A 20,122-nucleotide genomic window follows, 5' to 3' on the forward strand; every position below is an offset into this window, starting at 1 on the left:
ACTAATTTCCTATAAATACTGAATAAATACGGACTGGATCAGGAAGTCTGAGCTTCGCTCAAATCATTGGTTCCATCACCTTCGTCGCCTTCATCACCATCCTCGCCCCGCTCTTTCTCCTCCAGTTGTTCAAGTGCCGGAGCATCCGACGAATCATTCAAGCGCAGGAATTCCAGGGCGGCGGTGGCCACCAGAAAGGCATCGCCACCTTGTGTTTTCAGCGACGCTGCGACCAGCGGCAGCGCCCAATCGGTCACGGCCAGTTGTTTTTTCAGCGTACTCCATGCCAGGAAACCCGAGCGTCCGGGTTCGCTCAGGACAATTCGTTGCATGATCTCAGGAGAGGTGAAGCCAAAGGCGCCATAGAAAACGACCGACACCATTTCAGGACTGAATCCGATCATCGGCAGGATGGCGTCAATCTCGCGGCGCTTATCGTTCAAGCGCTTTTGCAGCACCGACTTGCCTCCAGAATCCGTCACCAGGTCATCGACCTCGTCATTGTAGTTTCTGAGCAGGTCCGAAAAATAACGAGATTTTTTCAATGGATGATTCCCTGGATGTATTTTGCCGAAATCTCCCGTGCGACAGGCATGGGGTCTTCGATAAGGCTGCGTTGCCGGTAGTCGTCGAAAGCCTTGCGACGCTCGGCGTCGGAAAGGACTTCATACGCTTCCTGGACTTCCCTGAAGCGCGTAGCCGCATCCTGGGAAGGATTCTTGTCCGGATGGTACTGGGTGGCCTTTTTCCGATAAGCAGCCTTGATCAACTCCGGTGTTGCAGTGGACGAAACGCCCAGCCTCGAATAGTGATCCTGCATTAAAGTCATTATTGGCTCTCGTCCTTCTACTTTCTGGTCAAAATCAGTGCATCAACAGTTTGCTGCAGCACCCTTTTCCAGTTTTCCCATGAAGGCCCTTGCCAGCCGGCCTGTTCGATGTTTTCAGTGGCAAGGTGCAAACCGGATTTTCACGGGGTTACGATAGTAACCGAAACAACATTCATATTGATAAGGGGAATTGCTCATGGCCCTCTCTTTCGCCACCATGTCATCGAGTTGAACCGACTGCAGGGGGAAAGTCATGGCAAATACAGAAACCGAAGTTTTCACTACGATCTTGCCGCTACCGCTGGCCGAAAAAAGAGGAAGGAAATAAAGGCCTAACGAGTCGCGTCTATTGTAAAATTTTCCGACACTTGATCGCGATGAAAAATTTCTCCCGATGCTCATCTCACCAAGCAGACGAATAGACCATCCCGGGAATTTCCCCGGTTTGCCTGAAAACTCGCCAAAATTGCAACGTAATGCATTGTATTCAATAAGCAAATGAAACGAATCCTTTTTGTCTGCATGGGCAATATCTGTCGGTCGCCGATGGCCGAGGGCGTGTCGCGGGTTCTGGCGGAACGTGCGGGACTGACTTCAATCCTAGAATTGGATTCAGCGGGAACGCACGGTTACCACGAGGGAGAACTGCCGGATCAGCGCGCCAGGAAGGTTGCTGCCAGTCGAGGCTATGATTTGACCGGTTTGCGCGCGCGAAGCGTACGGGAACAGGACTTCAGCCGTTTTGATCACATTCTGGTCATGGATCGGCAAAATCTGGCATTCCTCCATCGGTCGTGTCCAGCGGAGTATCACCCCAAGCTTGGCTTGTTTCTCGACTACGCCGATGGCCTTGCGCTGGATGAAGTTCCTGATCCCTATTACGGCGGCGTTGAAGGCTTTGAAAAAGTGCTCGATCTGTGCGAACAGGCGGGCAGGGGATTGATAGCAGCGATCGCCAAGTCCAGCCTTGAAAGCACCAGTGATCGTTAATCAAGCTTTTTCAGGTAATCCTTGGTAAATACCTTGTCCGGCAGATCGCGCAATTTCATGTTTTTATATTCAAGCACCGACTGTTCTCCGCTCTTCAGCGCATCCTCCATGACCAGGCGGGTTGGTCGCGGCCTGCCCTCCATGGTCTGGTAGTTTTCGTACTTGCACGATTTGAGCAAGCGGTTGGAGAGCGAGTAAAACTCGGCCTTGAAGGGCCAGTTATCCTTTTGCCGAACCCAATAAACCACGCGCTGGTAAGTGACGCTGCGGTCAACGGCAATCAGTTCTAGAACGTGGTAGTTGTCGTTGCCGATTTTTTCGCTACGCAGGAGTGTCGGGTTGTAGTCTGCGGCAAAATTGGCGCGCGCCAGGTCGCCGTTGGCAACCTGGCCGGTCAGGCGCTGCGACAGGGCGATGCGGATCGGCTGCGATACGTCGGGCATGAAAACCCATAAATCCCGCCCTTTCATGAGCATGATCTGGCCGCGCTCGGAGGCCGGTTCGGTGACCATGACCACCGTATTGCTGTTGCCTTTGGAGAGCACCCGGTACTTGCGCGACTCCAGCGTTTCACCGGACTGGGTGCTGGTGATCCCGACATCAACCTGAAAGCCCTCCGCCGGAAACCGGACCAGGTCGGCTTTCTCGACAATAGCGCGGGCCTCGGCATCTTGAACTTGTGCTGGCGGCGTAGTGTCTTCTGCCTGGCATGGCGAAATGGACAACGAAAGCACAAGAAACATGAGCATTACCGTGAAAGTCGCACCAGCGACTCTCAAATCTCCCCTCTCCCTCTGGGAGAGGGGTCGGGGGGCGAGATGGGGATTTCGCGGAGCATGCTCCGCGCCCATCGAGCGATTCCGGTTGCCAAGCCGGAATGCGCCCTGCAAGGGAGGGAGACGGGCATGGCTTTCATTAATTGGGGTGCCTGACAAATCCATGCCCGTTACTGCAGTCTTGACACCTGGAATCCGGATAGTCATGATTTCCTCCTTGGCGTATTTCACCTACATTGTGCTGGCCGCAGGCAAGGTCGGCAGAGAGTCCTACCGATGAGCGTTGTGCGCATTGAGCACGTGTATAAGGATTATCTGCTCGGCGATCAGAAAGTCCAAGCCCTGAAGGACATTACCCTGTCGATCGATCCCGGGGTGTTTCTGGCCATTGCCGGGCCCTCCGGCAGCGGCAAAACAACCCTGCTCAACCTCATCGGCTGCATTGATACGCCGACCAGCGGCAAGATATACATCAACGATCAGGATGTGAGCGGCAGGACGCCGGATCAACTGGCTGACCTGAGAGGCCGGACCATCGGTTTCATCTTCCAGACGTTCAACCTGCTGCCGGTGTTATCGGCCGCCGAAAACGTTGAATATCCCTTGTTGCACCGTCGTGATGTTTCGAGCGACGAGCGGCAAAAACGCGTTGCCTACTTCCTCGATATCGTCGGCTTGTCGAAATTTTCCCATCACCGTCCGAATCAGTTGAGCGGCGGCCAGCGCCAGCGCGTGGCGATCGCACGGGCGCTGGCCATTCGTCCCGCCATAGTGCTGGCCGACGAGCCGACCGCCAACCTCGATCATGTAACCGGTGAGGAAATTCTCAATCTGATGAAACAGATCAACCGCAGCTTCAAAACCACCTTCATTTTTTCAACGCACGACAAGCGGGTGATCGCCAAGGCCGACCGTCTGGTGCGGGTGAATGATGGAGAAATTTCAACGCTTGGCGTGCGCTCTGAAGCCACCTGGTCGCTGGCCCGGAATCGTCGCTCGACCGATGTGGTTCCCGAACAGATCCAGACCGGCTAGCGGCTGAAAGGGCAAGAATGTACGGCAAGAATAAATCAATCCAGGGCGCCATTTTCAAGCCGCTCGCCTGCTTCGCTCTCGCTCTGGGGGTGGTTTCGGCCTGGGCTGAGTCTGCAGAGGGGGCATCTAGAACGCTTGATCAACAATCTGGCCTCGATTTTTCCCGAACGGGCATGGCTTTGTCAGGCGCACCAAATAATGAAAGCCCTGCCCGCTTCCCTCTCCCCCGACCCCTCTCCCAGAGGGCGAGGGGAGATTCGAGAGCCGCTGGCGCGACTTTCACGGAAACGAACACGGGGCGACCGTCATTTGTGCCCTATCTCCTGGCCGCAAACGCTGCCGATGAAGCCAAGGCGGGCAGCCGGGACGCACTCTTCGATGATGACGATGACGCACTCCTCAAGTCTGGCGAGAAGTCGGAAAAGAACGCGTATTCATCGGACGCGTATTCATCGGCCAGTGGCATCAAGGGTTTTGTGCAGTTCAATGTCGCTCGCGACTATCAGGCGCCGGTGCATTGGTCGCAGATGATGACGCGTGCCAATGTCAGTTCGCAGGGGAATCTGGGCGATGGAATCAAGTGGAAGCTTGGCGCCCGCCTGGACTTCGACGCCGTCTATAGCGTCACTGATTTTTACCCGAGCGCGGTGGCCAAGGATCAGCGTTTAAATCTTTACCTGCTGGAAAACTACCTCGATATCGGCGCCGGCGACTGGGATTTCCGTCTGGGTAAGCAAAATGTCGTCTGGGGCGAAATGGTCGGCCTCTTCTTTGCCGATGTCGTTTCGGCCAGAGAGATGCGCGAGTTCATTCTTCCCGGATTTGACCTTATCCGGATTCCTCAGTGGACGGCACGGGCCGAATATTTCAAGGACGACTTTCACGCCGAACTGCTCTGGATTCCGGTCGCCAGCTACAACCGGATCGGCAAGCCCGGGGCCGAGTTCTTTCCCTTTGATCCGCCGGCCATTCCCGGCGTCGCCACCCAGTTTCAGGATGAAGTCTTTCCGTCGCGAAATCTATCCAATACCAACTATGGCTTGCGCCTTTCGACGCTTAAAAACGGCTGGGATATTTCCGGTTTTGCTTACAGCAGCATGGACATCGAGCCGACCTTCTACCGCCAGTCCGTGGCCGCGCCGCAACCGACCGCCATCTACCAGGCCAGACACGACCGAATCAACCAGTTCGGCGGCACGCTGGCCAAGGATTTCGGATCGGTCGTGCTGAAAGGCGAGGGGGTCTATACGCGGGGTCGCCAGTTCTATGTTTCAAGCCCTGGCGATACGGATGGTGTGGTGCCGCAAAACACGCTGGATTGGGCGCTGGGCCTTGATTTCACCTTGCCGGCTGAAACGCGCCTCAATGTGCAGGTTTTTCAGCGTGCTTTTTTCAACTACGACCCGAATCTGATTTCAGACAAGCAGGAGAACGGATACAGCCTGCTGGTCAACCACAAGCTGAGCGATAAACTTGAGGCGCAAGTCACGTGGATATCCAGTCTCAACCGGACCGACTGGCTGTTGCGCCCCAGGGTGGCCTGGAATTTCGAGAAAAACTGGCTCCTGGCCGCCGGGGTCGATGTCTTCAAAGGCCCGCCGCTGGGATTTTTTGGTCGTTTCGACGGGAAGGATCGGGTGTATTCGGAGGTGCGGTATAGCTTCTGAACCTGATTTTCCGCAGGCATCACGGAATAAACATCTCCAACTGCGATCCTGCACGCAGGCCGTCAATGTTTTTAAAATGCCCGTCCAGTGTCAATAACGCGGCACCATGTTCCAGGCAACTGGCGGCAATCCACAGATCATTGGTAGGAATGGGCTGGCCTTTGCGTCGCAATGCGGCATAAACCAGTGCATAAAGATCGGCAGTGGCCGCCGTGCCGGGAACCACCTTGACGCGCGGTACGTTAAGAAATTTCGTCAATTCGCTGCGATTGGCACTCTCCCGCTGACCGACGGCGAAACCACCCAGCAACTCCCCAAGAACAGTTGTGCTCACAATAATACGGGGTGCATATTGGAGCACAGTGACGATTGCCTCGTCACCGCGCTTGAAGGCAGAATAAGCATTGGTATCCAGCGCGATGGGGCGCATGGCTTATTTCCAAAGCGCCGCGTCAACCTCGGCAAACGCCGCCGTGGAGCGCTCAAAGGCTTGCGCCTCTTCGTCGCTCCAAGTACCCGCCAAAGCATCCAGATCGTCAAACTTTTGCAAACCGCCGGGTTGAATAACCGCGCCGGTGCCTTCCAACAGGTGCAATACCAAGCTGTTAAGACTGTTGCCCTCTTGCGCGGCCTGCATTTTAAGCCGGATCAGTGCCTGATCGTCAAGGCCACGAATACTCATGCTTGCCATGATTGCACCTATAAACGTAATTTGAATGCACCTATGATAGCACTCGATGATGAGGAAACAGAAGGGAGGGCGCCTGCACGCAAAAACACCGATATTTGAACTGCCACAACGTTTTCAGTACCTACACGTTACTCACAGGACTTCAGAGTTATTCGGGCTGGATCAAAAGTTGAGGAACGTTTGTGTTGCGCGGACGCCCGCGAGGTCGAGGTGCCATAGCGTGTCCCAGGCGTTGTGCAACCACTTCACCAAAGCGGCTATCCCCAACCAGAACACCCTGCTGGGTAGCGGTGCGGATCAAGAGCCAGGCGGGTTCGTCGACCTCTGTCAATAGGGTCTGACCCCTTTTTATTTACCAACTGCAAAGTGTCACAAAGTGTCAATGGGGTCTGACCCCTTTTTTTGATTACAACTGAAACCGTGGTCTGACCCCTATTATTTTTTTCCGACGCAGTGCGGAAAACAAAAAGGCGCCCTCCTTTCAGAGGGCGCCCAATTAACAGCTCAAACAATTGTGTCTTGGCTAAGCCGGACTCACGGCTCGTGTTGGTCGAATTCTGAGGTTCAGACGGAGCGGCGGCGGCGAGTCAGTCCCAGGCCGGTGATCGCGAGGCCCACCAGAGCCAGAGTCGCGGGCTCAGGAACTTGGGTGGGTGGCACCGTCGAATTGTTGAACGAGGCGTTGATCTGGGCGCCCGGACCAGCGTTCTGGGTGTAGGCGGCGGACCAGAAGATCGCCGTAGGGTCAAATACCGTTGCACCAAGTTGAACTGTCTGTACGATATTGCCTTGGGCCAGAATCCCCAGAGAGGTAGGGCCCGGGGTCCGTAAGGTCACGGCCATTGTCTCTAAGAACGTACCCTCGGGCGTAGAGAACTCCTTTGTAAACACGCTACCGAGATTGACACCTATGATGTTGGTGAGACTGACTGACTGGCCGGATACCAGTCCGATGTTGTTTCCGACGATGGCCGCGACAGAATTAGGGGTGCCGTCGGTAATCGTGTTGGCAGTCGTCACGTCGCCGGTATCAGCAGTGAATGTGCCCAGCCCGACAACGTTAAACGTGGCGACGATCGGAATCGCCGACGCCGAACCGGCGAAGGCAGTGGCAGCCGCTGCAACGGCCACCGCAACAAGTTTTTGAGAGAGTTTCATTAGATATTCCTCGGGTGGATGAGTGGTTGGCCGCTCCGGTCAGAGCGGCCAAAAAATATAAGCAAATGATGTGCCAAAAAATTGTTTTGTATGTTTTACAATGACTTACGTGCACACCCGCTTCGGACTCACTCTGTGTGTGTAAAATTTTCCGACTGTTGCGAGCCTGTTGGTGCGTATTTCGGCGATCGTGACCGGTCATTTCGGCGCATCGTGACCGTTGCGCAGCGTGTCTTGTTGCGCGTGTGCGCGGCGCCGTGAAACTGCCATGAATTCGGCGACTTGAAAGTGCCGGTGGATTTTCTTCATTGCGGTGTCAATAGGGGTCAGACCCCTTTGACCCTTTTTATTATTTTTCACCGTCATGTGTCGGATTTTTTTACACCGCGCGTCAGCAGCTTTTTTTGCGCAGATTTTCTAAGCTATTGAGCAATAAAGAAAAACACGAAAAAGTACGAAAGGTAGTGCCATTTGGGTCTGACCACTTTTATTTTTATTTTTATTTTATACGTGCCCCCCCTTTTTTCACCGTCATGTGTCGGATTTTTTTACACCGCGCGTCAGCAGCTTTTTGCGCAGATTTTCTAAGCTATTGAGCAATAAAGAAAAACACGAAAAAGTACGGATATGGCACACATGTTGCTCTAGTTTGTTCAGGGATGCCCAGGGTTGAAACGACCGGGCGCTTGGACCGGAAAGGTCTTCGCGACAACATTATCTTGACCATCCGATAAACTGAAACTCTTGATACAAAGGATTCAAAATGCGCAAACTTACTAAAATCGCTGCCGCCGTGGGCAGCGTGGTTCTTATGAGCTACGGAGCTACGGCTCATGCAGCCATTGTTCCCGTTGTCGGAATTCCGTTCATAGCGACCGCTGCGTATGCGGAAGCTCAACTTGACGTATCAAATTTCCGAATATTGATCGCTACTCCCAATGCTGGCACGGGAGCTGCGGTTGCCGGCAACGCAAATTTTGGCGGTGCCGCTGTGACCACTCAAGCCGGCCTGGGTAATTTTACGGGCCTCGATGTCAGCGTAACTTCCCAGATTCCGACTGCCGGCATCAATTCATCAGTATCAGCGATTCCAGCCGTAACTATCAACCCGATAGCCCCCCCTTACACAGCCACTATTAGTCAAACGGTCAATGCCGGTCCTAACGCGGCTAACTACGTTCCCTATACCTCATACGCCACCAATACCATCGGTGCGGGAACTTTTGCAGGGGCATCGTCAAACCACTCTGGTAACGGACTTGACCTTGGCGGCCCTGGCAACACAACCCAAGCCAAGACCCAAGCCCAAGTTAACATCAACGGGACTGCTTCGGGTACCGCCAGCACTGCGCAAAATCTAACTACGAGATTCGACTTACTGATCAATCAGGCAAATGTCTTTGACGTCCTGTTCTCCGCTGATATGTTCCAACGGTGGGCGCTGGCCCAGCCGGGCATTGAGGCCAAGTCAACCGTATTATGGAGCCTGACAGTGGATAAGGACTTCGATCCTGGCCCAGGCCAGAGCTTCGTTCAGATACTAAATTGGGCGCCGAACGGTGCCCCCGGAGGTATTTTCAATCCATGCGCAGCAGCCAATTTATGCGCCGAACTTGCAGACGCGTTCAACTTGCAAAGTCCACAGGGCACATTGGACAAGACTGATAACTTCATAAATGCGACGGGTGATTTCGGCGTTCGGGCAGCCTTTGATCCCGGCACTTACCGCTTCACCATCGGTCACTCTACGTTCGTCAGTGCGTCGGCGATTCCTGAGCCCGGTTCGCTTGCCCTGCTTGGTATCGGTATGTTGGGCTTGGCAGGCATTCGCCGCCGCTTCATGAAGGTATAAGCGACTTCAGCCGCCGATCGCGCACGATGATCAAATCGGCCTCCTCCGGGAGGCCGTTTTCTTTCGTACTGCTTGCCCGGCGCTGTCGCTTTAGTCGCGCGGCGACCTGCGTCCGTCGTAGCGCCCCGGTGCAATGATCGCATCCGGGTCGAGCGCCGCCTTCAGGCGCTCGACTGCGCCGCCAAAGCTCTCGTCGATCTCCGATGCCAGCAACCCCATCCCGCGGACGGATGCCCGGTAAAGCGGGTAGCCGAGTTCGAACAGCCTGCGTACCCCGGCCTCGTAACACGCGATTCCCCTCTGTGTCTCCGCTTCGTCCTCGGCGTCGTAATCGATCGTATATACAGCGGCCAGCGCGCGCTCGTTGATCATGTTGACCGTGACGTGGCAGTCGAAGTCGAAGCGCGCGAATAGCGCATCCATTTCCTTGTTGAGCAGGGCGAGATCTTCACGCCGGAACGGGATGATCGGCGCCATCCACATGAGGCCGATCCGCTCCCGCGCCAGATCGGTGTCATCGGAAAAATCGGCCGGTACGCCTTGCCGGTGGCGCCAATAGCAACCGCGCAGGAACGCCCCGGTCGGTTTGCCGCTGTGCATGTCGGCCAGCGCCGAGCCAATCCGGATCTTTTTCTCGAAGCCCCGGAAGGGCGCCAGATGGCCGAACAGGCGTACGAACAGCCGTCCGGCGGCCAGGATGTGGCGGGGCAGGAAGATCACCTTGGCGTTAACCCTCGCCAGGGCCTTCTTGAGCAGCGCCTTGTGCAGTCCGACCTGGCGCGAGGTGCCGTAGAAAGCCCCCGACATCGACCAGGCGCCGATTCCCGCGCCTTTACGTAACGCCGCCCTGACTTCCGGTGTCAGGCGCGCGTGCCCGGGCAGTTGCTCGCGCGGAAACGGTGCGTCGGAGGCCAATGCCCGGAGATCATTGCCGATGTGCGGCACGCTCTGCAGAATCCGGTTCAGCCTGAGTTTCTGCAACTGGGGAATGGCCTCTAGGAGGTCCTGGTCCGCGTCGAAGAGCACGATGTACGGGCAGAAGGACTCGGGGATCGGCTGCAGCCACAGTCCGATCCGGGTGACGATCCCGAAGTTCGACTGGGTGAAGATTCCGTCGAGGTAGGGACCGATCCCGTACGGATACAGGTGGGTGGTCTTCGCTCCCGGGAAGTGGCCGAATCCGGTATGCAGAACCTCGCCTGTTCCGAGAACGACTTCCATTCCCGAGAACGTCTGGAAGCGGTTGCCGTAGGGACTGTGTCCGAATCCGCGCTCGAGGATGTTGCCGATGAGACTTGAATTCGGCCCTGCGCCGGTACAGTCGACCCAGTACGGCATGCCATGCTCGGCAAGGTGCCGGGACAGTTGTCCCTGGGTCACTCCGGGCTCGATGACCGCATAGCCCAACTCGGTGTCGACGTGCGCGATCCGGTTCATCCGCCCGAGGTCGACGATGACCTGGCCGTCGTACACCGCACAGGCATCGCCGTAGCCCCAGTTCTGGCCGGCACTGATCGGATACAGCGGGGTTCTGCAGCGGCGCGCAATTTTCACGAGTTGCACGACCTCGTCCCGCGTGCCCGGTTTCAGGATCGCCGCTGGACGCCGGCTCGACGACGAGGTGCTGCGGGCATAATGTTCGAGTGCCTGATCGTCGGTACGTACGTTGACATCGCCAAGCAGTGCACGCCACTCACCGAGCGCAGTGGGTAGGTCGCTGCGTGGATCGAATGCACTGACCAGCGGACTCGCATTGTCGTTAGCCAAGTTGCGTTTCCTCAATCGATGAAAGGATGGAAGACCCAGCGGTCTTCGGAAGAGTGTAAATGCCCCCGTCAAGCGGCGTCAATCTCGCATTTGGGCCCAGCGGTATGTAATAATCTGCCATCGCAAACCGGAGCGCACCGATGCCCACCCAACTGCGTTTGCCAGCGAAAGCTGCCCTTGCCGGACCTGTTATCAATTGCTGACCGACGTTTTCCTGGCGGCTCGCAACATCGCGCGACAGCGACGACGCTCGGCGTTCGCGCTCGCCGCCATCGCTTTCGGCGTAGCCGCGCTGATCATCGCCAACGGTTTTATCGACTGGATCATCTTCAAGCATCGGGAGACCACAATCACCTCCCAGTTCGGCCACATTCAGGTGACCCGGAAGGGGTATTTCAAAGAGGGGATGGCTGACCCGTTCGGCTACCTCCTGCCGAAGCGTTCCCCCGTACAGGACGCCATCGAAAAACTCCCCGAGTTTCGTGCTCTCGGCAGACGCCTGTCGTTCAGCGGCTTGGTGAGCAAGGGCGACGAGACAGTCTCCTTCATTGCCGAGGGCGTCGAGCCGGACCAGGAACTCGTTCTGAGCAGTTCGCTGAGGATCCCGATAGGTTCCAACCTGTCGACCGATGACCCGAAAGGAATCATCCTGGGCCTCGGCCTCGCCGCCAACATCGGCGTCGACGTCGGAGATACGGTAGTCCTCGTGGCGAACACGGCAAAAGGTGGCATCAATGCGGTTGAGTGTCGGGTGCGGGGTCTTTTTGCGACGATGTCGAAAGCTTACGACGACGTCGCTCTGAGGGTGCCGCTGAGCACCGCCCAGAGGCTGTTGAAAGTCGATGGCGCCCACGTCTGGGCATTGTTGCTGAATGATACCGATCAGGCCGGTTCAACGCTGAGAAACCTGCGCGAGCGCTTTGCGAAGGAGGACCTGGTATTCACCGAATGGATCGAACTCGCCGATTTCCACGTCAAGGCGGTGTCCCTCCTCGCCAAACAAGCGGGCGTCATGAGAGTCATTATCGCCGTGATCATCGTGTTGAGCATTTTCAATACGATGATGATGAGTGTCATGGAGCGGACGGGGGAGATTGGCACCGCGATGGCGCTCGGACTGACGCGTCGCAGCATCCTGCGCATGATCCTCGTGGAGGGCGCCATGCTTGGTACGATCGGCGGGCTCCTGGGCCTGGCATTGGGAACACTGCTGGCTTGGGTCATCTCCAGCATCGGAATCCCCATGCCGCCGCCGCCAGGGCAGTCCTGGGGATTCATGGGCGAGGTCATGGTCACGAGCGGGCTCGCCTTCGAAGCATTCCTTCTGGCGGTGGGATCGACGCTCATCGCCAGCATCATTCCGGCACGGAAGGCTTCGGGGATGGTCATCGTCGACTCATTGCGGTTCAACCGTTGAGCGCTACTCGCAGATCGAGGCAGACCCATGTTCCAGTTCGCACTGCGTAACCTTTTTGGCCACAAGCTGCGCAGCGGGATGACGTTCGGCGCCATCTTCTTCGGCGTCATCAGCCTCGTCCTTTCAGGCGGCTTCATCGAGGGCATGTTCATACAGTTGCGCGAGGCGGTTATTCACTCGCAGTTCGGCCACATCCAGATCAACGCGCAGGGCTTCTTCGAGAAGGGGGCGCGGGCGCCGGACAGATTCATGATCGACGATGCCGATCCGCTGAGACAGAAGATCGTCGCCCTGCCCGAGGTGTCTGACGTCATGGCGCGGGTCAGCTTTTCGGGACTGCTCAATACTGGTCGTACGGACCGTTCGATCGTTGGCGAGGGAATCGAGCCGAACCGGGAAAACAAGCTGGGAACGTTTATCCGCATCGAATCCGGCCGCTCGCTCAACGATCAGGACCGCTACAGCATCATGGTCGGAAAGGGTCTGGCTGACGCGTTCAAGATCGGCGTTGGGGATCGGGTCACCGTTCTGGTCAGCACTTCGGGGGGGGCGTTGAACACGCTCGAGTTCGACGTCGTCGGGACATTCAGGAGCTTTTCCCGGGATTACGACGCGCGTACGGTGCGTGTTCCGCTGGCCGCCGCCCAGGAGCTTTTGAATGCTAAAGGCGTCAATACGTTGGTCGTGTCGCTCAGGGACACCCTAGACACGGCGCGGGTCGCCGAACTGCTCGCGGGGCAACTTGACCCGGCGAAGTTCGAAGTCAAAAAATGGAACGAGATGACCGATTTTTACGACAAGACCGTCACGCTCTACGATCGGCAGTTCGGCGTGCTGCGCTTGATCGTCCTCATCATGGTTTTCCTCGGCGTCGCCAACAGCGTCAATATGAGCGCTTTTGAGCGCGTGGGGGAATTCGGGACCATGATGGCGCTGGGCAATCGCCGGAGAGACGTATTCCGGCTCGTGATCATGGAGAACGTTCTGATCGGGGTGTTCGGCAGCGCTGCGGGCGTGCTGATCGGCGTTGCGCTGGCCTTGGTGATCTCGGCCATCGGTATTCCCATGCCGCCTCCGCCAAGCAGTGAGGTCGGCTACATGGCGCAGATTCGGGTTGTGCCGAAAGAACTGATGCTCGCTTTCGCCGTAGGTTTTCTCGCCACCGTCACCGCTGCGGTGTTCCCGGCGCGACGCGTGACTCGTATCCCGGTCGTCGATGCGCTGCGCCAGAACGTCTGACGAGGCTGGCCAACCCTGTCATGTTTGCTCCCGATGCGCTGAGTCGATGTCCGGACTCTAGCTTTCGAGTCCCACGTCCTGATAGGTCAGGCCAAGCTTGCCCAGCACTTTCGAAACCGTGCGTTGCAGGAAAACCTTGTTGCGAGCACCGAACTCGGCCATCTCAAAGGCATTGCGCCAATAGACCGGATCGTTTTCGCGGTACCGGATCATCTCGGCAAATTCCGGTTCGAAGCTGCAATAGCCGATCGTCTTGATGTCGATGGCGGTCATGATCGACAGCACCTGATTGTTGGTCAGGATGGGCGAGGAATCACGTTCCGGCATCAGGCTTTCACGCTCCAGTTCGCCCAGAATGGCCGCCTTGTCGGGGCGCCAGGCGACGAAGGGCAGCACGTATTGCGGAATACGATCAGGATCCTTGCCGGTGCCGTCCCAGAACAGTTTCTGGTCTTCCTCAGTGAAGATGTCGGCAATCTTGAAGCCCGACCGGCGCTCCATACGGTCGGTCAGGATGCGCGAACACATGTCCTCGAATGGCATCACGTAGTAGGAATGGAACTGCATGATCAGTTCCTGCGCGAAATCAACACCCGCCAGGACCAAGGGAATATTCATGTCATAGGCGAAATAAAAGCCCAGCATCTGATTCAGCGTACCATCCAGCCGGTCGACCGTCTGATAGCTGCCCTTCATCTCGACATTCTTTAGCGTATAGCGGTAAAGCGTCTTGTACACCGACGAACGCGGCTTGTAGACGATATGGTCGAGGTCCAGTTTGGCAGCCAGTTCCTTGCAACGTTCCAGCGACAGCACGGAATAGAAGCCGTTGTCCCACGTTATCAGCAGAATGCGCAGGCCGGGGTGTTCCTTGCGCAGACGCGACAGCATGTAAACGCTGTCCTTGCCGCCGCTGAAGAGAACCAATGCGTCATAACGGTCGCGACCCTTGCCCTGATGGCTTTTCAGCAGGTCGTCCAGTTCCTTGCGCTGATGCTCGACGTACTTTTTCTGCCAGAGAGTTTCATCGTCATTGGCGCGCAACTTGTTATGTTCGTGGCACAGGTTGCAAACGCCGTCGGTCAGCGTGATGTAGGGCACGCGTGAGGAAATGACGCATTGGCTGCAACGCGCGGCTATTGAACCTTTGAACAGGCAGCGCACATAGGGCCAGACGTTCTGTGCCACAAAATCAAACTGGCGCAGATCAGTGAGGATTTGCTGGTCGATATCTTTAGCCATGGAGTTACTCCAGAAAGACGATTTGTGGGCTGGGAGCGAAGTCAGGGGGCCTAGACCGAACGGGTGGGCAGAATCACCCGCTCATGCACACGGATGTGGTTCTGGCCGAATTTTTGGCCATCCAGTGCATCAACCGCCAAGTTGGGGTCTGCTGCGTCCAAATCGACATAGGCATAAGGCTCATGGGTAGGGTTGACCCAGTCAGCATGCAGATCAACCGACACAACCCGGCCAAAGGGGCTGAATAAATTCCGGATAAACCCTTCGTCTGCTCGAAAGGGAAGGCTGCTGATGAAAATGGTTGTCATATCCAATTCCTTTGTATTCTGCCTAAGATCGACTTCTCCCACCGCCTGAATCATTTGCCTTGGCACACAAGATAAAGTTTATCTTAAGTAGAACATTCGCCCACATTCTCGCCCGAGGCGCTAACAATCGACTGGCTCAAACGCGCTTTGTTCCCCAAAAATTGCTGAAAGCGTCTCAATGCAATGGGTTGATCGTTTTTTACATTTCATTTGTAGCCTTACGGTAATCGATATTTATTTATTTAACTCGTCGCGCAACTCGCGCCTCAGGATTTTCCCCACCGGGGTTTTTGGCAAATTGTCGCGGAAGTCAATATCCTGCGGTCGTTTGTAGCCGGTGAGTTGCGTCTTGCAGAAATCGATCACATCCTCTTTGCTCAGGCTCGGGTCTTTTTTCACGACGACCAGTTTTACCGACTCGCCTGACCTTGCATCGGGCATGCCGATTGCCGCGCATTCGGCGACTCCGGGATGCATCATCACGACGCTTTCGATCTCGTTCGGGTAGACGTTGAAACCCGACACCAGAATCATGTCCTTCTTGCGGTCGGTGATGGTGATGTAACCTTTGACATCCATGTTTCCGATGTCTCCGGTCTTGAACCAGCCGTCCTGAATGACTTTCGCGCTTTCTTCGGCGTTGTTCCAGTAGCCGCGCATCACTTGTGGCCCACGGACACATATTTCGCCGGTGCATCTGGCGATATCGCCTTCGCCGTTCCACAGCGGCAAGGCATTGAAACCATCGTCGCGGATCGAAACTTCGGTAGAGGAGACAGGCAGGCCGACGGTACCGTTCCATGGCGTACCCAATATTTCCGCCGTTGAAAACAACTATTGGCGCGGGTGCGGCGGATGAATTTACAATAAAGCCATGACTCCAGACTACTGGCAACAGGCTTCCTGCGAATTGGCGCGGATCGATCCGGTGATGGCCGGCTTCGTTGAACGCTATTCCGGCGCGTCGCTGGTTTCCCGTGGCGACCCCTTCGCGACGCTGGTACGTTCGATCATTGGCCAGCAGATCTCGGTGAAGGCCGCCGACAGCGTGTGGCTACGCCTGTCAGCGGCGTTGCCGGTGATGGCTCCAACTGCAGTGCTGGCCAGCGAACCCGGTACCTTGCGCGGCTGTGGCCTTTCCGCACGCAAGGTCGAATATCTTGGCGACCTGGCACGACACTTCAACACCGGGCAGATTCACCTCGACCGCTGGACGACCATGAGCGATGCGCAGATCATTGCCGAACTGACGGCGGTGCGCGGCATCGGCGTGTGGACGGCCGAGATGTTCCTGATCTTCAACCAGTTGCGCCCCGATGTTTTTCCGCTCGACGACATCGGCCTGCAAAAGGCCGTTGCGCTGCACTATTTTCAGGGTCAGCGTCCGCCCAGGGGGGCGCTGGCAGGGCACGGCGAGCGCTGGCGGCCGTGGCGCTCGGTGGCCACCTGGTATCTCTGGCGCAGCCTCGATCCGGTACCCGTCGAATACTGATCCGGTTTATTGCAGAACGCTGAAAAACCGGCCTGCAAGGCAATGAATACGGGCATCTTCAAGAACGTGCCAAGAGAGCCAATAGGCATGCGGCTTGCCGGGAATGCCTTTGCGGATCGCCTATCGACGGGCCTTGCCGGGCACTGCTCAGAGGCTGTGAAAAATACCTGAACACCCACCGCAGAGGCGCAAAGGCGCAGAGAAAACGCAGAGTAACCCCATTCCATAAAGGTTTTCTCTGCGAAACCTTTGCGGCTCTGCATTTCCTTCGGTCACCTTTGCGCCTCTGCGGGCGCGTAGCCTGGCCTCGGGCCATGGATTTTTGATTTTGTCACAGGCTCTCGTGCCTTACATCAAAATCGAGAAGATGCTGCTGTAGTCGTCTTTCCAGGGTTTGAAATCGCTGCGTACGGAAATCGATGTCGCCCTGGAAAGCTGGGGTTGCTTGAAAAAGGATGGGTCGCCGCTGATCAGCGCCCAGCGCGAACGGAATACCAGTCGGTCGCGATCTCCTTCAAAATCGACCAGACGAACGTCCTTGCCGAAATGGTCGGCCGCGGTTTTGACCACCGGTTGCAGATCCAGGAAGCGGTTGGTGATGTGCACGGCCAGCACGCCATCAGGCTTCAAGTGCCTGAAATACTGGGCGAAAGCCTCGCGCGTCAGCAAGTGAACGGGCACTGAATCCCCGGAAAAGGCATCGACGACGAGGACGTCGAACTGCTGTGCGGGTTCATTCTCCAACTGTAGGCGGGCATCGCCGAGGATAATTTCGGTGGTGGCGGCGGTACGCGCAAGGTAGCTGAAATTCTTGTGCGCGATGTCGATTACCAGCGGGTCGATTTCATAGAGCCGGAAGTAGTCATTCTTGCGCCCGTAGCTGACCAGCGTGCCGACGCCAAGGCCGATCACCCCGACCCGTAGCGGGCCGCCCGCCGCCTTGATCTGCATGGCTTTTCCGGCGCCGCCGTCGGCGCTGTAATAGGTGGTCGGAAGGTCAAGCTTCTGCGCCGAGATGTGCTGGCGGCCATGCACAATCTGTCCGTGCAGCATGCTGCGGTAGTCGTCCTTGGTATCAACGAAGACCTGCAGGGTGCCGTAGAAATTGCGCTGCGTTACCTCGGCACCGCTGGTTTCGTCGTGATGATCGACGATGCGGATCCACGACAGCGCCAGCAGCAGAACGATGGTCGACGCAATGCTCACACGGCGCCAGGCGGGGCGAGAAAAATTGGCGCTGGGAATGACGGCGATGGCGGCGACAATTCCGGTGAGCACAATGCCGATGGACAGTTCATAGTTGCTGTTGAACCAGTAGGGCGCGATGACGCCAACAAAGAACCCGCCGGCGGCGCCACCAACAGCGAGCATCAGGTAATAGCCGGTCAGGTGGCTGGGATGCGGCTGCAAGCGGGCGAGTTCGCCGTGACAAACCATGCAGGCGACAAAGAACGCCGACAGATTGATGGCCATCGCGAGAAAGACGGGAAGCGCACTCATCCCCAGTGTTGGCAGATAAGCGAGCGCCCCCAGCCCGACCACCAGGAGCGGGAGAAATATTTTGCGCTGATACCAGCCGCGCCGCTCGAAGCTCATGATGAACGAGAGCAGGTAGAGCGCGAGCGGCGCCACCCAGATCATCGGAATCGGCGCGATATTCGCCGTCAGGTAACTGGTGTCGGCGACCATCAGAATCGACGGGCAGGCCGCCAGCGCTGCCCAGAGTACCTTGTCCGTCCAGCGCGGTGCCGGGCCTTCCTGGTGGTGCTGAAGGACGATCGGCTTTCCGTTACGCCCACGCCAGGCAAGCAGCGCGCAGGAGACGACAAAGCAGACGAACAGGCCGGACCACAGATAGGACTGCCAGCGCGTCGGGAATACCGGTTCGACGGCTACCGGATAAGCCAGCAGCGCCAGCATCGAGCCAAAGTTCGACAAGGCGAACAGGCGATACGGAACCAGGCCCGAACGTTCGCGCGCGAACCAGGCTTGCAGCAGCGGGCCGGTCGTTGACAGGACAAAGTAGGGCAGGCCGATGGACACCGTCAGCAGTCCGAGAATGCGCAGGGTCGGGTTTTCGGCGCCGGTCGGTTTCCAGTCGGCGCTGGCGGCAATCGGCATCAGCAGGATGCAGACCAGTAGCAGGCTGCCGTGCAGCAGGCTCTGGCGGTAAGGGGTGAGAAAGCGGACCACCCAGTGCGAGTAGAAATAACCGAGCAGCAAGACCATCTGGAAGAACAGCATGCAGGTCGTCCACACCGATGCCGAGCCGCCAAACCAGGGCAGGATCATCTTGCCGATCAAGGGTTGCACCTGGAAGAGCAGGAAGGCGCTGAGAAAAATCGTCAGTCCGTAATGAAAGGTGAGGCGCAGATCTATTTTCATGTACCGTCTCGGCAAATTATCAATCGCGGATTCCAGATGGCAGATCAAAAAAAGCCACACGCGAAGGTGTGGCCTCTTGTGCTGTCTGCCATCTGTTAGCAGGAATGCGAAAAATTATAAACGCAATACCCCGTTCTAGGTAGCCGGATTTTGACCAGGCCCGAAAGGCACGAATAAACCGCCTGCCCGGCTTTGCGGTAGAATGGCGCCGTTTCAGAACCGGCCAGACCTTGATGAAAATCAGTTTCCTCGACTTTGAACAGCAGATTGCTGACCTCGAAAGCAAGATTGAAACCCTGCGTTTCGCGCAGGACGATTCGGCCGTCGACATTTCCGACGAGATTGTCCGTCTCGAAAAGAAGAGTCAGATACTGACCAAGGAGATTTACGCCAAGCTTTCCCCATGGCAAATCTCGCAGGTCGCGCGTCATCCGCAGCGCCCCTTTACGCTCGATTACCTCAATCTCATTTTTACCGATTTTGAAGAACTGCACGGCGATCGCGCCTTTGCCGACGATCACGCCATTGTCGGTGGTCTGGCACGTTTCAACGGCCAGTCGGTGATGGTTATCGGTCACCAGAAGGGCAGCGACACCAAAGAAAAACTTTATCGCAACTTCGGGATGCCACGTCCGGAAGGCTATCGCAAAGCCTTGCGCCTGATGCGTCTGGCCGAGAAGTTCGGCATTCCGGTGCTGACCTTCATCGATACGCCGGGAGCCTATCCCGGCATCGACGCCGAAGAGCGCGGCCAGTCCGAGGCCATCGGGCGCAATCTTTATGTGATGGCCGAACTGAAAGTGCCGATCATCGTCACCGTCATCGGCGAAGGCGGCTCCGGCGGTGCGCTGGCCATCGGTGTCGGTGACGTTCTGCAGATGCTGCAATACTCGACCTATGCCGTGATTTCGCCGGAAGGCTGTGCGACGATTCTCTGGAAGAGCGCCGAGAAGGCCAGCGAAGCGGCCGAAATCATGGGTATTACCGCTACCCGTCTGAAAACACTTGGCATGATCGACAAGATCGTCAATGAACCGCTGGGTGGTGCGCATCGCGATCACGCGGCGATGGGGCTGAACCTCAAGAAAGCGTTGCAGGACTCCTTGAAGCAACTCAGCGGCTTGTCAACCAGCGAACTGCTGGCCGCCCGCTTTGCACGTCTGATGGCCTATGGCCGCACCAAAGAACAGCCGCTCCACTGACCGTTTGCCGGCGGGCGCGGCGAGCCTGCTTTCCACCACTCTTTCAGCATTTCTTGCGACGCGAATGGCACC

20 protein-coding genes are annotated in these 20,122 nt (G+C 56.9%); 8 read left to right on the top strand and 12 right to left on the bottom strand.

Features of this window, described 5'->3' with window-relative positions; all coding sequences use genetic code 11:
* Positions 1-38 precede the first annotated feature (38 nt).
* The 3 genes from ACOYNV_RS14300 to ACOYNV_RS14310 form a co-directional block, all read right to left on the bottom strand.
* Complete coding sequence (locus ACOYNV_RS14300) at positions 39-545, bottom strand: hypothetical protein (RefSeq protein WP_422900460.1); 507 nt, start codon at positions 543-545, stop codon at positions 39-41.
* The gene (locus ACOYNV_RS14305; protein ID WP_422900461.1) at positions 542-829 is read right to left on the bottom strand and encodes a DnaJ domain-containing protein; all 288 of its coding nucleotides are present in this window, start codon (positions 827-829) and stop codon (positions 542-544) included. Before ACOYNV_RS14305 ends, ACOYNV_RS14300 begins: the two co-directional genes overlap by 4 nt.
* Before the next feature lie 114 nt (positions 830-943).
* Complete coding sequence (locus ACOYNV_RS14310; protein ID WP_422900462.1) at positions 944-1,327, bottom strand: hypothetical protein; 384 nt, start codon at positions 1,325-1,327, stop codon at positions 944-946.
* Here ACOYNV_RS14310 and ACOYNV_RS14315 point away from each other — a divergent pair, their 5' ends adjacent.
* Positions 1,328-1,819: a low molecular weight protein-tyrosine-phosphatase gene (locus ACOYNV_RS14315; RefSeq protein WP_422900463.1), complete on the top strand. Its 492-nt coding sequence runs from the start codon at positions 1,328-1,330 to the stop codon at positions 1,817-1,819.
* On the opposite strand, the gene ACOYNV_RS14320 is transcribed toward ACOYNV_RS14315, so the two are convergent.
* Positions 1,816-2,802 (bottom strand): outer membrane lipoprotein-sorting protein, encoded by a 987-nt coding sequence (locus tag ACOYNV_RS14320; RefSeq protein ID WP_422900464.1) that lies wholly within the window; start codon positions 2,800-2,802, stop codon positions 1,816-1,818. The genes ACOYNV_RS14315 and ACOYNV_RS14320 overlap by 4 nt on opposite strands.
* A 69-nt stretch (positions 2,803-2,871) precedes the next feature.
* On the opposite strand from ACOYNV_RS14320, the gene ACOYNV_RS14325 reads away from it, so the two are divergent.
* Complete coding sequence (locus ACOYNV_RS14325; protein ID WP_422900465.1) at positions 2,872-3,630, top strand: ABC transporter ATP-binding protein; 759 nt, start codon at positions 2,872-2,874, stop codon at positions 3,628-3,630.
* A 311-nt stretch (positions 3,631-3,941) separates the two neighbouring features.
* Positions 3,942-5,297 carry a DUF1302 family protein gene (locus ACOYNV_RS14330; RefSeq protein ID WP_422900466.1) on the top strand — a complete coding sequence of 452 codons (1,356 nt, stop codon included), beginning with the start codon at positions 3,942-3,944 and terminating at the stop codon, positions 5,295-5,297.
* Between the two features lie 19 nt (positions 5,298-5,316).
* Here the strand turns inward: ACOYNV_RS14330 and ACOYNV_RS14335 are convergent, their stop codons facing one another.
* The 3 genes from ACOYNV_RS14335 to ACOYNV_RS14345 form a co-directional block, all read right to left on the bottom strand.
* Positions 5,317-5,727, bottom strand: a complete 411-nt coding sequence (locus ACOYNV_RS14335; protein WP_422900467.1) for a type II toxin-antitoxin system VapC family toxin — start codon at positions 5,725-5,727, stop codon at positions 5,317-5,319.
* Between the two features lie 3 nt (positions 5,728-5,730).
* Entirely contained in the window at positions 5,731-5,988 is a 258-nt protein-coding gene (locus ACOYNV_RS14340) for a FitA-like ribbon-helix-helix domain-containing protein (protein WP_422900468.1), read from the bottom strand.
* 564 nt (positions 5,989-6,552) lie between these two features.
* Positions 6,553-7,146 carry a PEP-CTERM sorting domain-containing protein gene (locus ACOYNV_RS14345; protein ID WP_422900469.1) on the bottom strand — a complete coding sequence of 198 codons (594 nt, stop codon included), beginning with the start codon at positions 7,144-7,146 and terminating at the stop codon, positions 6,553-6,555.
* A gap of 763 nt (positions 7,147-7,909) precedes the next feature.
* Here ACOYNV_RS14345 and ACOYNV_RS14350 point away from each other — a divergent pair.
* Positions 7,910-8,998, top strand: coding sequence for an EDSAP-1 family PEP-CTERM protein (locus tag ACOYNV_RS14350; RefSeq protein ID WP_422900470.1), 1,089 nt, complete (start codon positions 7,910-7,912; stop codon positions 8,996-8,998).
* Positions 8,999-9,088: 90 nt separating this feature from the next.
* On the opposite strand, the gene ACOYNV_RS14355 is transcribed toward ACOYNV_RS14350, so the two are convergent.
* Complete coding sequence (locus ACOYNV_RS14355; protein ID WP_422900471.1) at positions 9,089-10,765, bottom strand: FAD-binding oxidoreductase; 1,677 nt, start codon at positions 10,763-10,765, stop codon at positions 9,089-9,091.
* A gap of 196 nt (positions 10,766-10,961) precedes the next feature.
* Between ACOYNV_RS14355 and ACOYNV_RS14360 the strand changes: the two genes are divergently transcribed.
* A complete protein-coding gene (locus tag ACOYNV_RS14360; RefSeq protein ID WP_422900472.1) occupies positions 10,962-12,182 on the top strand; it encodes an ABC transporter permease in 1,221 nt (406 codons plus the stop codon).
* Between the two features lie 27 nt (positions 12,183-12,209).
* Positions 12,210-13,421 (top strand): ABC transporter permease, encoded by a 1,212-nt coding sequence (locus tag ACOYNV_RS14365; RefSeq protein WP_422900473.1) that lies wholly within the window; start codon positions 12,210-12,212, stop codon positions 13,419-13,421.
* 57 nt (positions 13,422-13,478) lie between these two features.
* Here the strand turns inward: ACOYNV_RS14365 and ACOYNV_RS14370 are convergent, their stop codons facing one another.
* From ACOYNV_RS14370 to ACOYNV_RS14380, 3 genes are all read right to left on the bottom strand, one after another.
* Entirely contained in the window at positions 13,479-14,663 is a 1,185-nt protein-coding gene (locus ACOYNV_RS14370) for a hypothetical protein (RefSeq protein ID WP_422900474.1), read from the bottom strand.
* A gap of 50 nt (positions 14,664-14,713) precedes the next feature.
* On the bottom strand, positions 14,714-14,971 hold the full coding sequence (locus ACOYNV_RS14375) for an RNA recognition motif domain-containing protein (RefSeq protein WP_422900475.1): 258 nt from the start codon (positions 14,969-14,971) through the stop codon (positions 14,714-14,716).
* A 234-nt stretch (positions 14,972-15,205) separates the two neighbouring features.
* Positions 15,206-15,784: an AMP-binding enzyme gene (locus ACOYNV_RS14380; protein WP_422900476.1), complete on the bottom strand. Its 579-nt coding sequence runs from the start codon at positions 15,782-15,784 to the stop codon at positions 15,206-15,208.
* Positions 15,785-15,845: 61 nt separating this feature from the next.
* Between ACOYNV_RS14380 and ACOYNV_RS14385 the strand changes: the two genes are divergently transcribed.
* Complete coding sequence (locus ACOYNV_RS14385) at positions 15,846-16,463, top strand: DNA-3-methyladenine glycosylase family protein (RefSeq protein WP_422900477.1); 618 nt, start codon at positions 15,846-15,848, stop codon at positions 16,461-16,463.
* Between the two features lie 348 nt (positions 16,464-16,811).
* Here ACOYNV_RS14385 and ACOYNV_RS14390 read toward each other — a convergent pair whose 3' ends face one another.
* The gene (locus ACOYNV_RS14390) at positions 16,812-18,848 is read right to left on the bottom strand and encodes a spermidine synthase (protein ID WP_422900478.1); all 2,037 of its coding nucleotides are present in this window, start codon (positions 18,846-18,848) and stop codon (positions 16,812-16,814) included.
* A 233-nt stretch (positions 18,849-19,081) separates the two neighbouring features.
* Here ACOYNV_RS14390 and ACOYNV_RS14395 point away from each other — a divergent pair, with 233 nt between their 5' ends.
* On the top strand, positions 19,082-20,050 hold the full coding sequence (locus tag ACOYNV_RS14395) for an acetyl-CoA carboxylase carboxyltransferase subunit alpha (RefSeq protein WP_422900479.1): 969 nt from the start codon (positions 19,082-19,084) through the stop codon (positions 20,048-20,050).
* Positions 20,051-20,122 lie beyond the last annotated feature (72 nt).

This window comes from Propionivibrio sp., from assembly GCF_049316945.1.
In the GTDB taxonomy this organism is placed as follows: domain Bacteria; phylum Pseudomonadota; class Gammaproteobacteria; order Burkholderiales; family Rhodocyclaceae; genus Propionivibrio.

What these genes read in the sequence shown, in the direction of transcription:
- ACOYNV_RS14320 (WP_422900464.1), bottom strand. Translation starts at nt 2,802, where the DNA reads ATGACTATCCGGATTCCAGGTGTCAAGACTGCAGTAACGGGCATGGAT.
- ACOYNV_RS14370 (WP_422900474.1), bottom strand. Translation starts at nt 14,663, where the DNA reads ATGGCTAAAGATATCGACCAGCAAATCCTCACTGATCTGCGCCAGTTT.
- ACOYNV_RS14335 (WP_422900467.1), bottom strand. Translation starts at nt 5,727, where the DNA reads ATGCGCCCCATCGCGCTGGATACCAATGCTTATTCTGCCTTCAAGCGC.
- ACOYNV_RS14385 (WP_422900477.1), top strand. Translation starts at nt 15,846, where the DNA reads ATGACTCCAGACTACTGGCAACAGGCTTCCTGCGAATTGGCGCGGATC.
- ACOYNV_RS14325 (WP_422900465.1), top strand. Translation starts at nt 2,872, where the DNA reads ATGAGCGTTGTGCGCATTGAGCACGTGTATAAGGATTATCTGCTCGGC.
- ACOYNV_RS14395 (WP_422900479.1), top strand. Translation starts at nt 19,082, where the DNA reads ATGAAAATCAGTTTCCTCGACTTTGAACAGCAGATTGCTGACCTCGAA.
- ACOYNV_RS14375 (WP_422900475.1), bottom strand. Translation starts at nt 14,971, where the DNA reads ATGACAACCATTTTCATCAGCAGCCTTCCCTTTCGAGCAGACGAAGGG.
- ACOYNV_RS14350 (WP_422900470.1), top strand. Translation starts at nt 7,910, where the DNA reads ATGCGCAAACTTACTAAAATCGCTGCCGCCGTGGGCAGCGTGGTTCTT.
- ACOYNV_RS14345 (WP_422900469.1), bottom strand. Translation starts at nt 7,146, where the DNA reads ATGAAACTCTCTCAAAAACTTGTTGCGGTGGCCGTTGCAGCGGCTGCC.
- ACOYNV_RS14340 (WP_422900468.1), bottom strand. Translation starts at nt 5,988, where the DNA reads ATGGCAAGCATGAGTATTCGTGGCCTTGACGATCAGGCACTGATCCGG.
- ACOYNV_RS14315 (WP_422900463.1), top strand. Translation starts at nt 1,328, where the DNA reads ATGAAACGAATCCTTTTTGTCTGCATGGGCAATATCTGTCGGTCGCCG.
- ACOYNV_RS14390 (WP_422900478.1), bottom strand. Translation starts at nt 18,848, where the DNA reads ATGAAAATAGATCTGCGCCTCACCTTTCATTACGGACTGACGATTTTT.
- ACOYNV_RS14305 (WP_422900461.1), bottom strand. Translation starts at nt 829, where the DNA reads ATGACTTTAATGCAGGATCACTATTCGAGGCTGGGCGTTTCGTCCACT.
- ACOYNV_RS14365 (WP_422900473.1), top strand. Translation starts at nt 12,210, where the DNA reads ATGTTCCAGTTCGCACTGCGTAACCTTTTTGGCCACAAGCTGCGCAGC.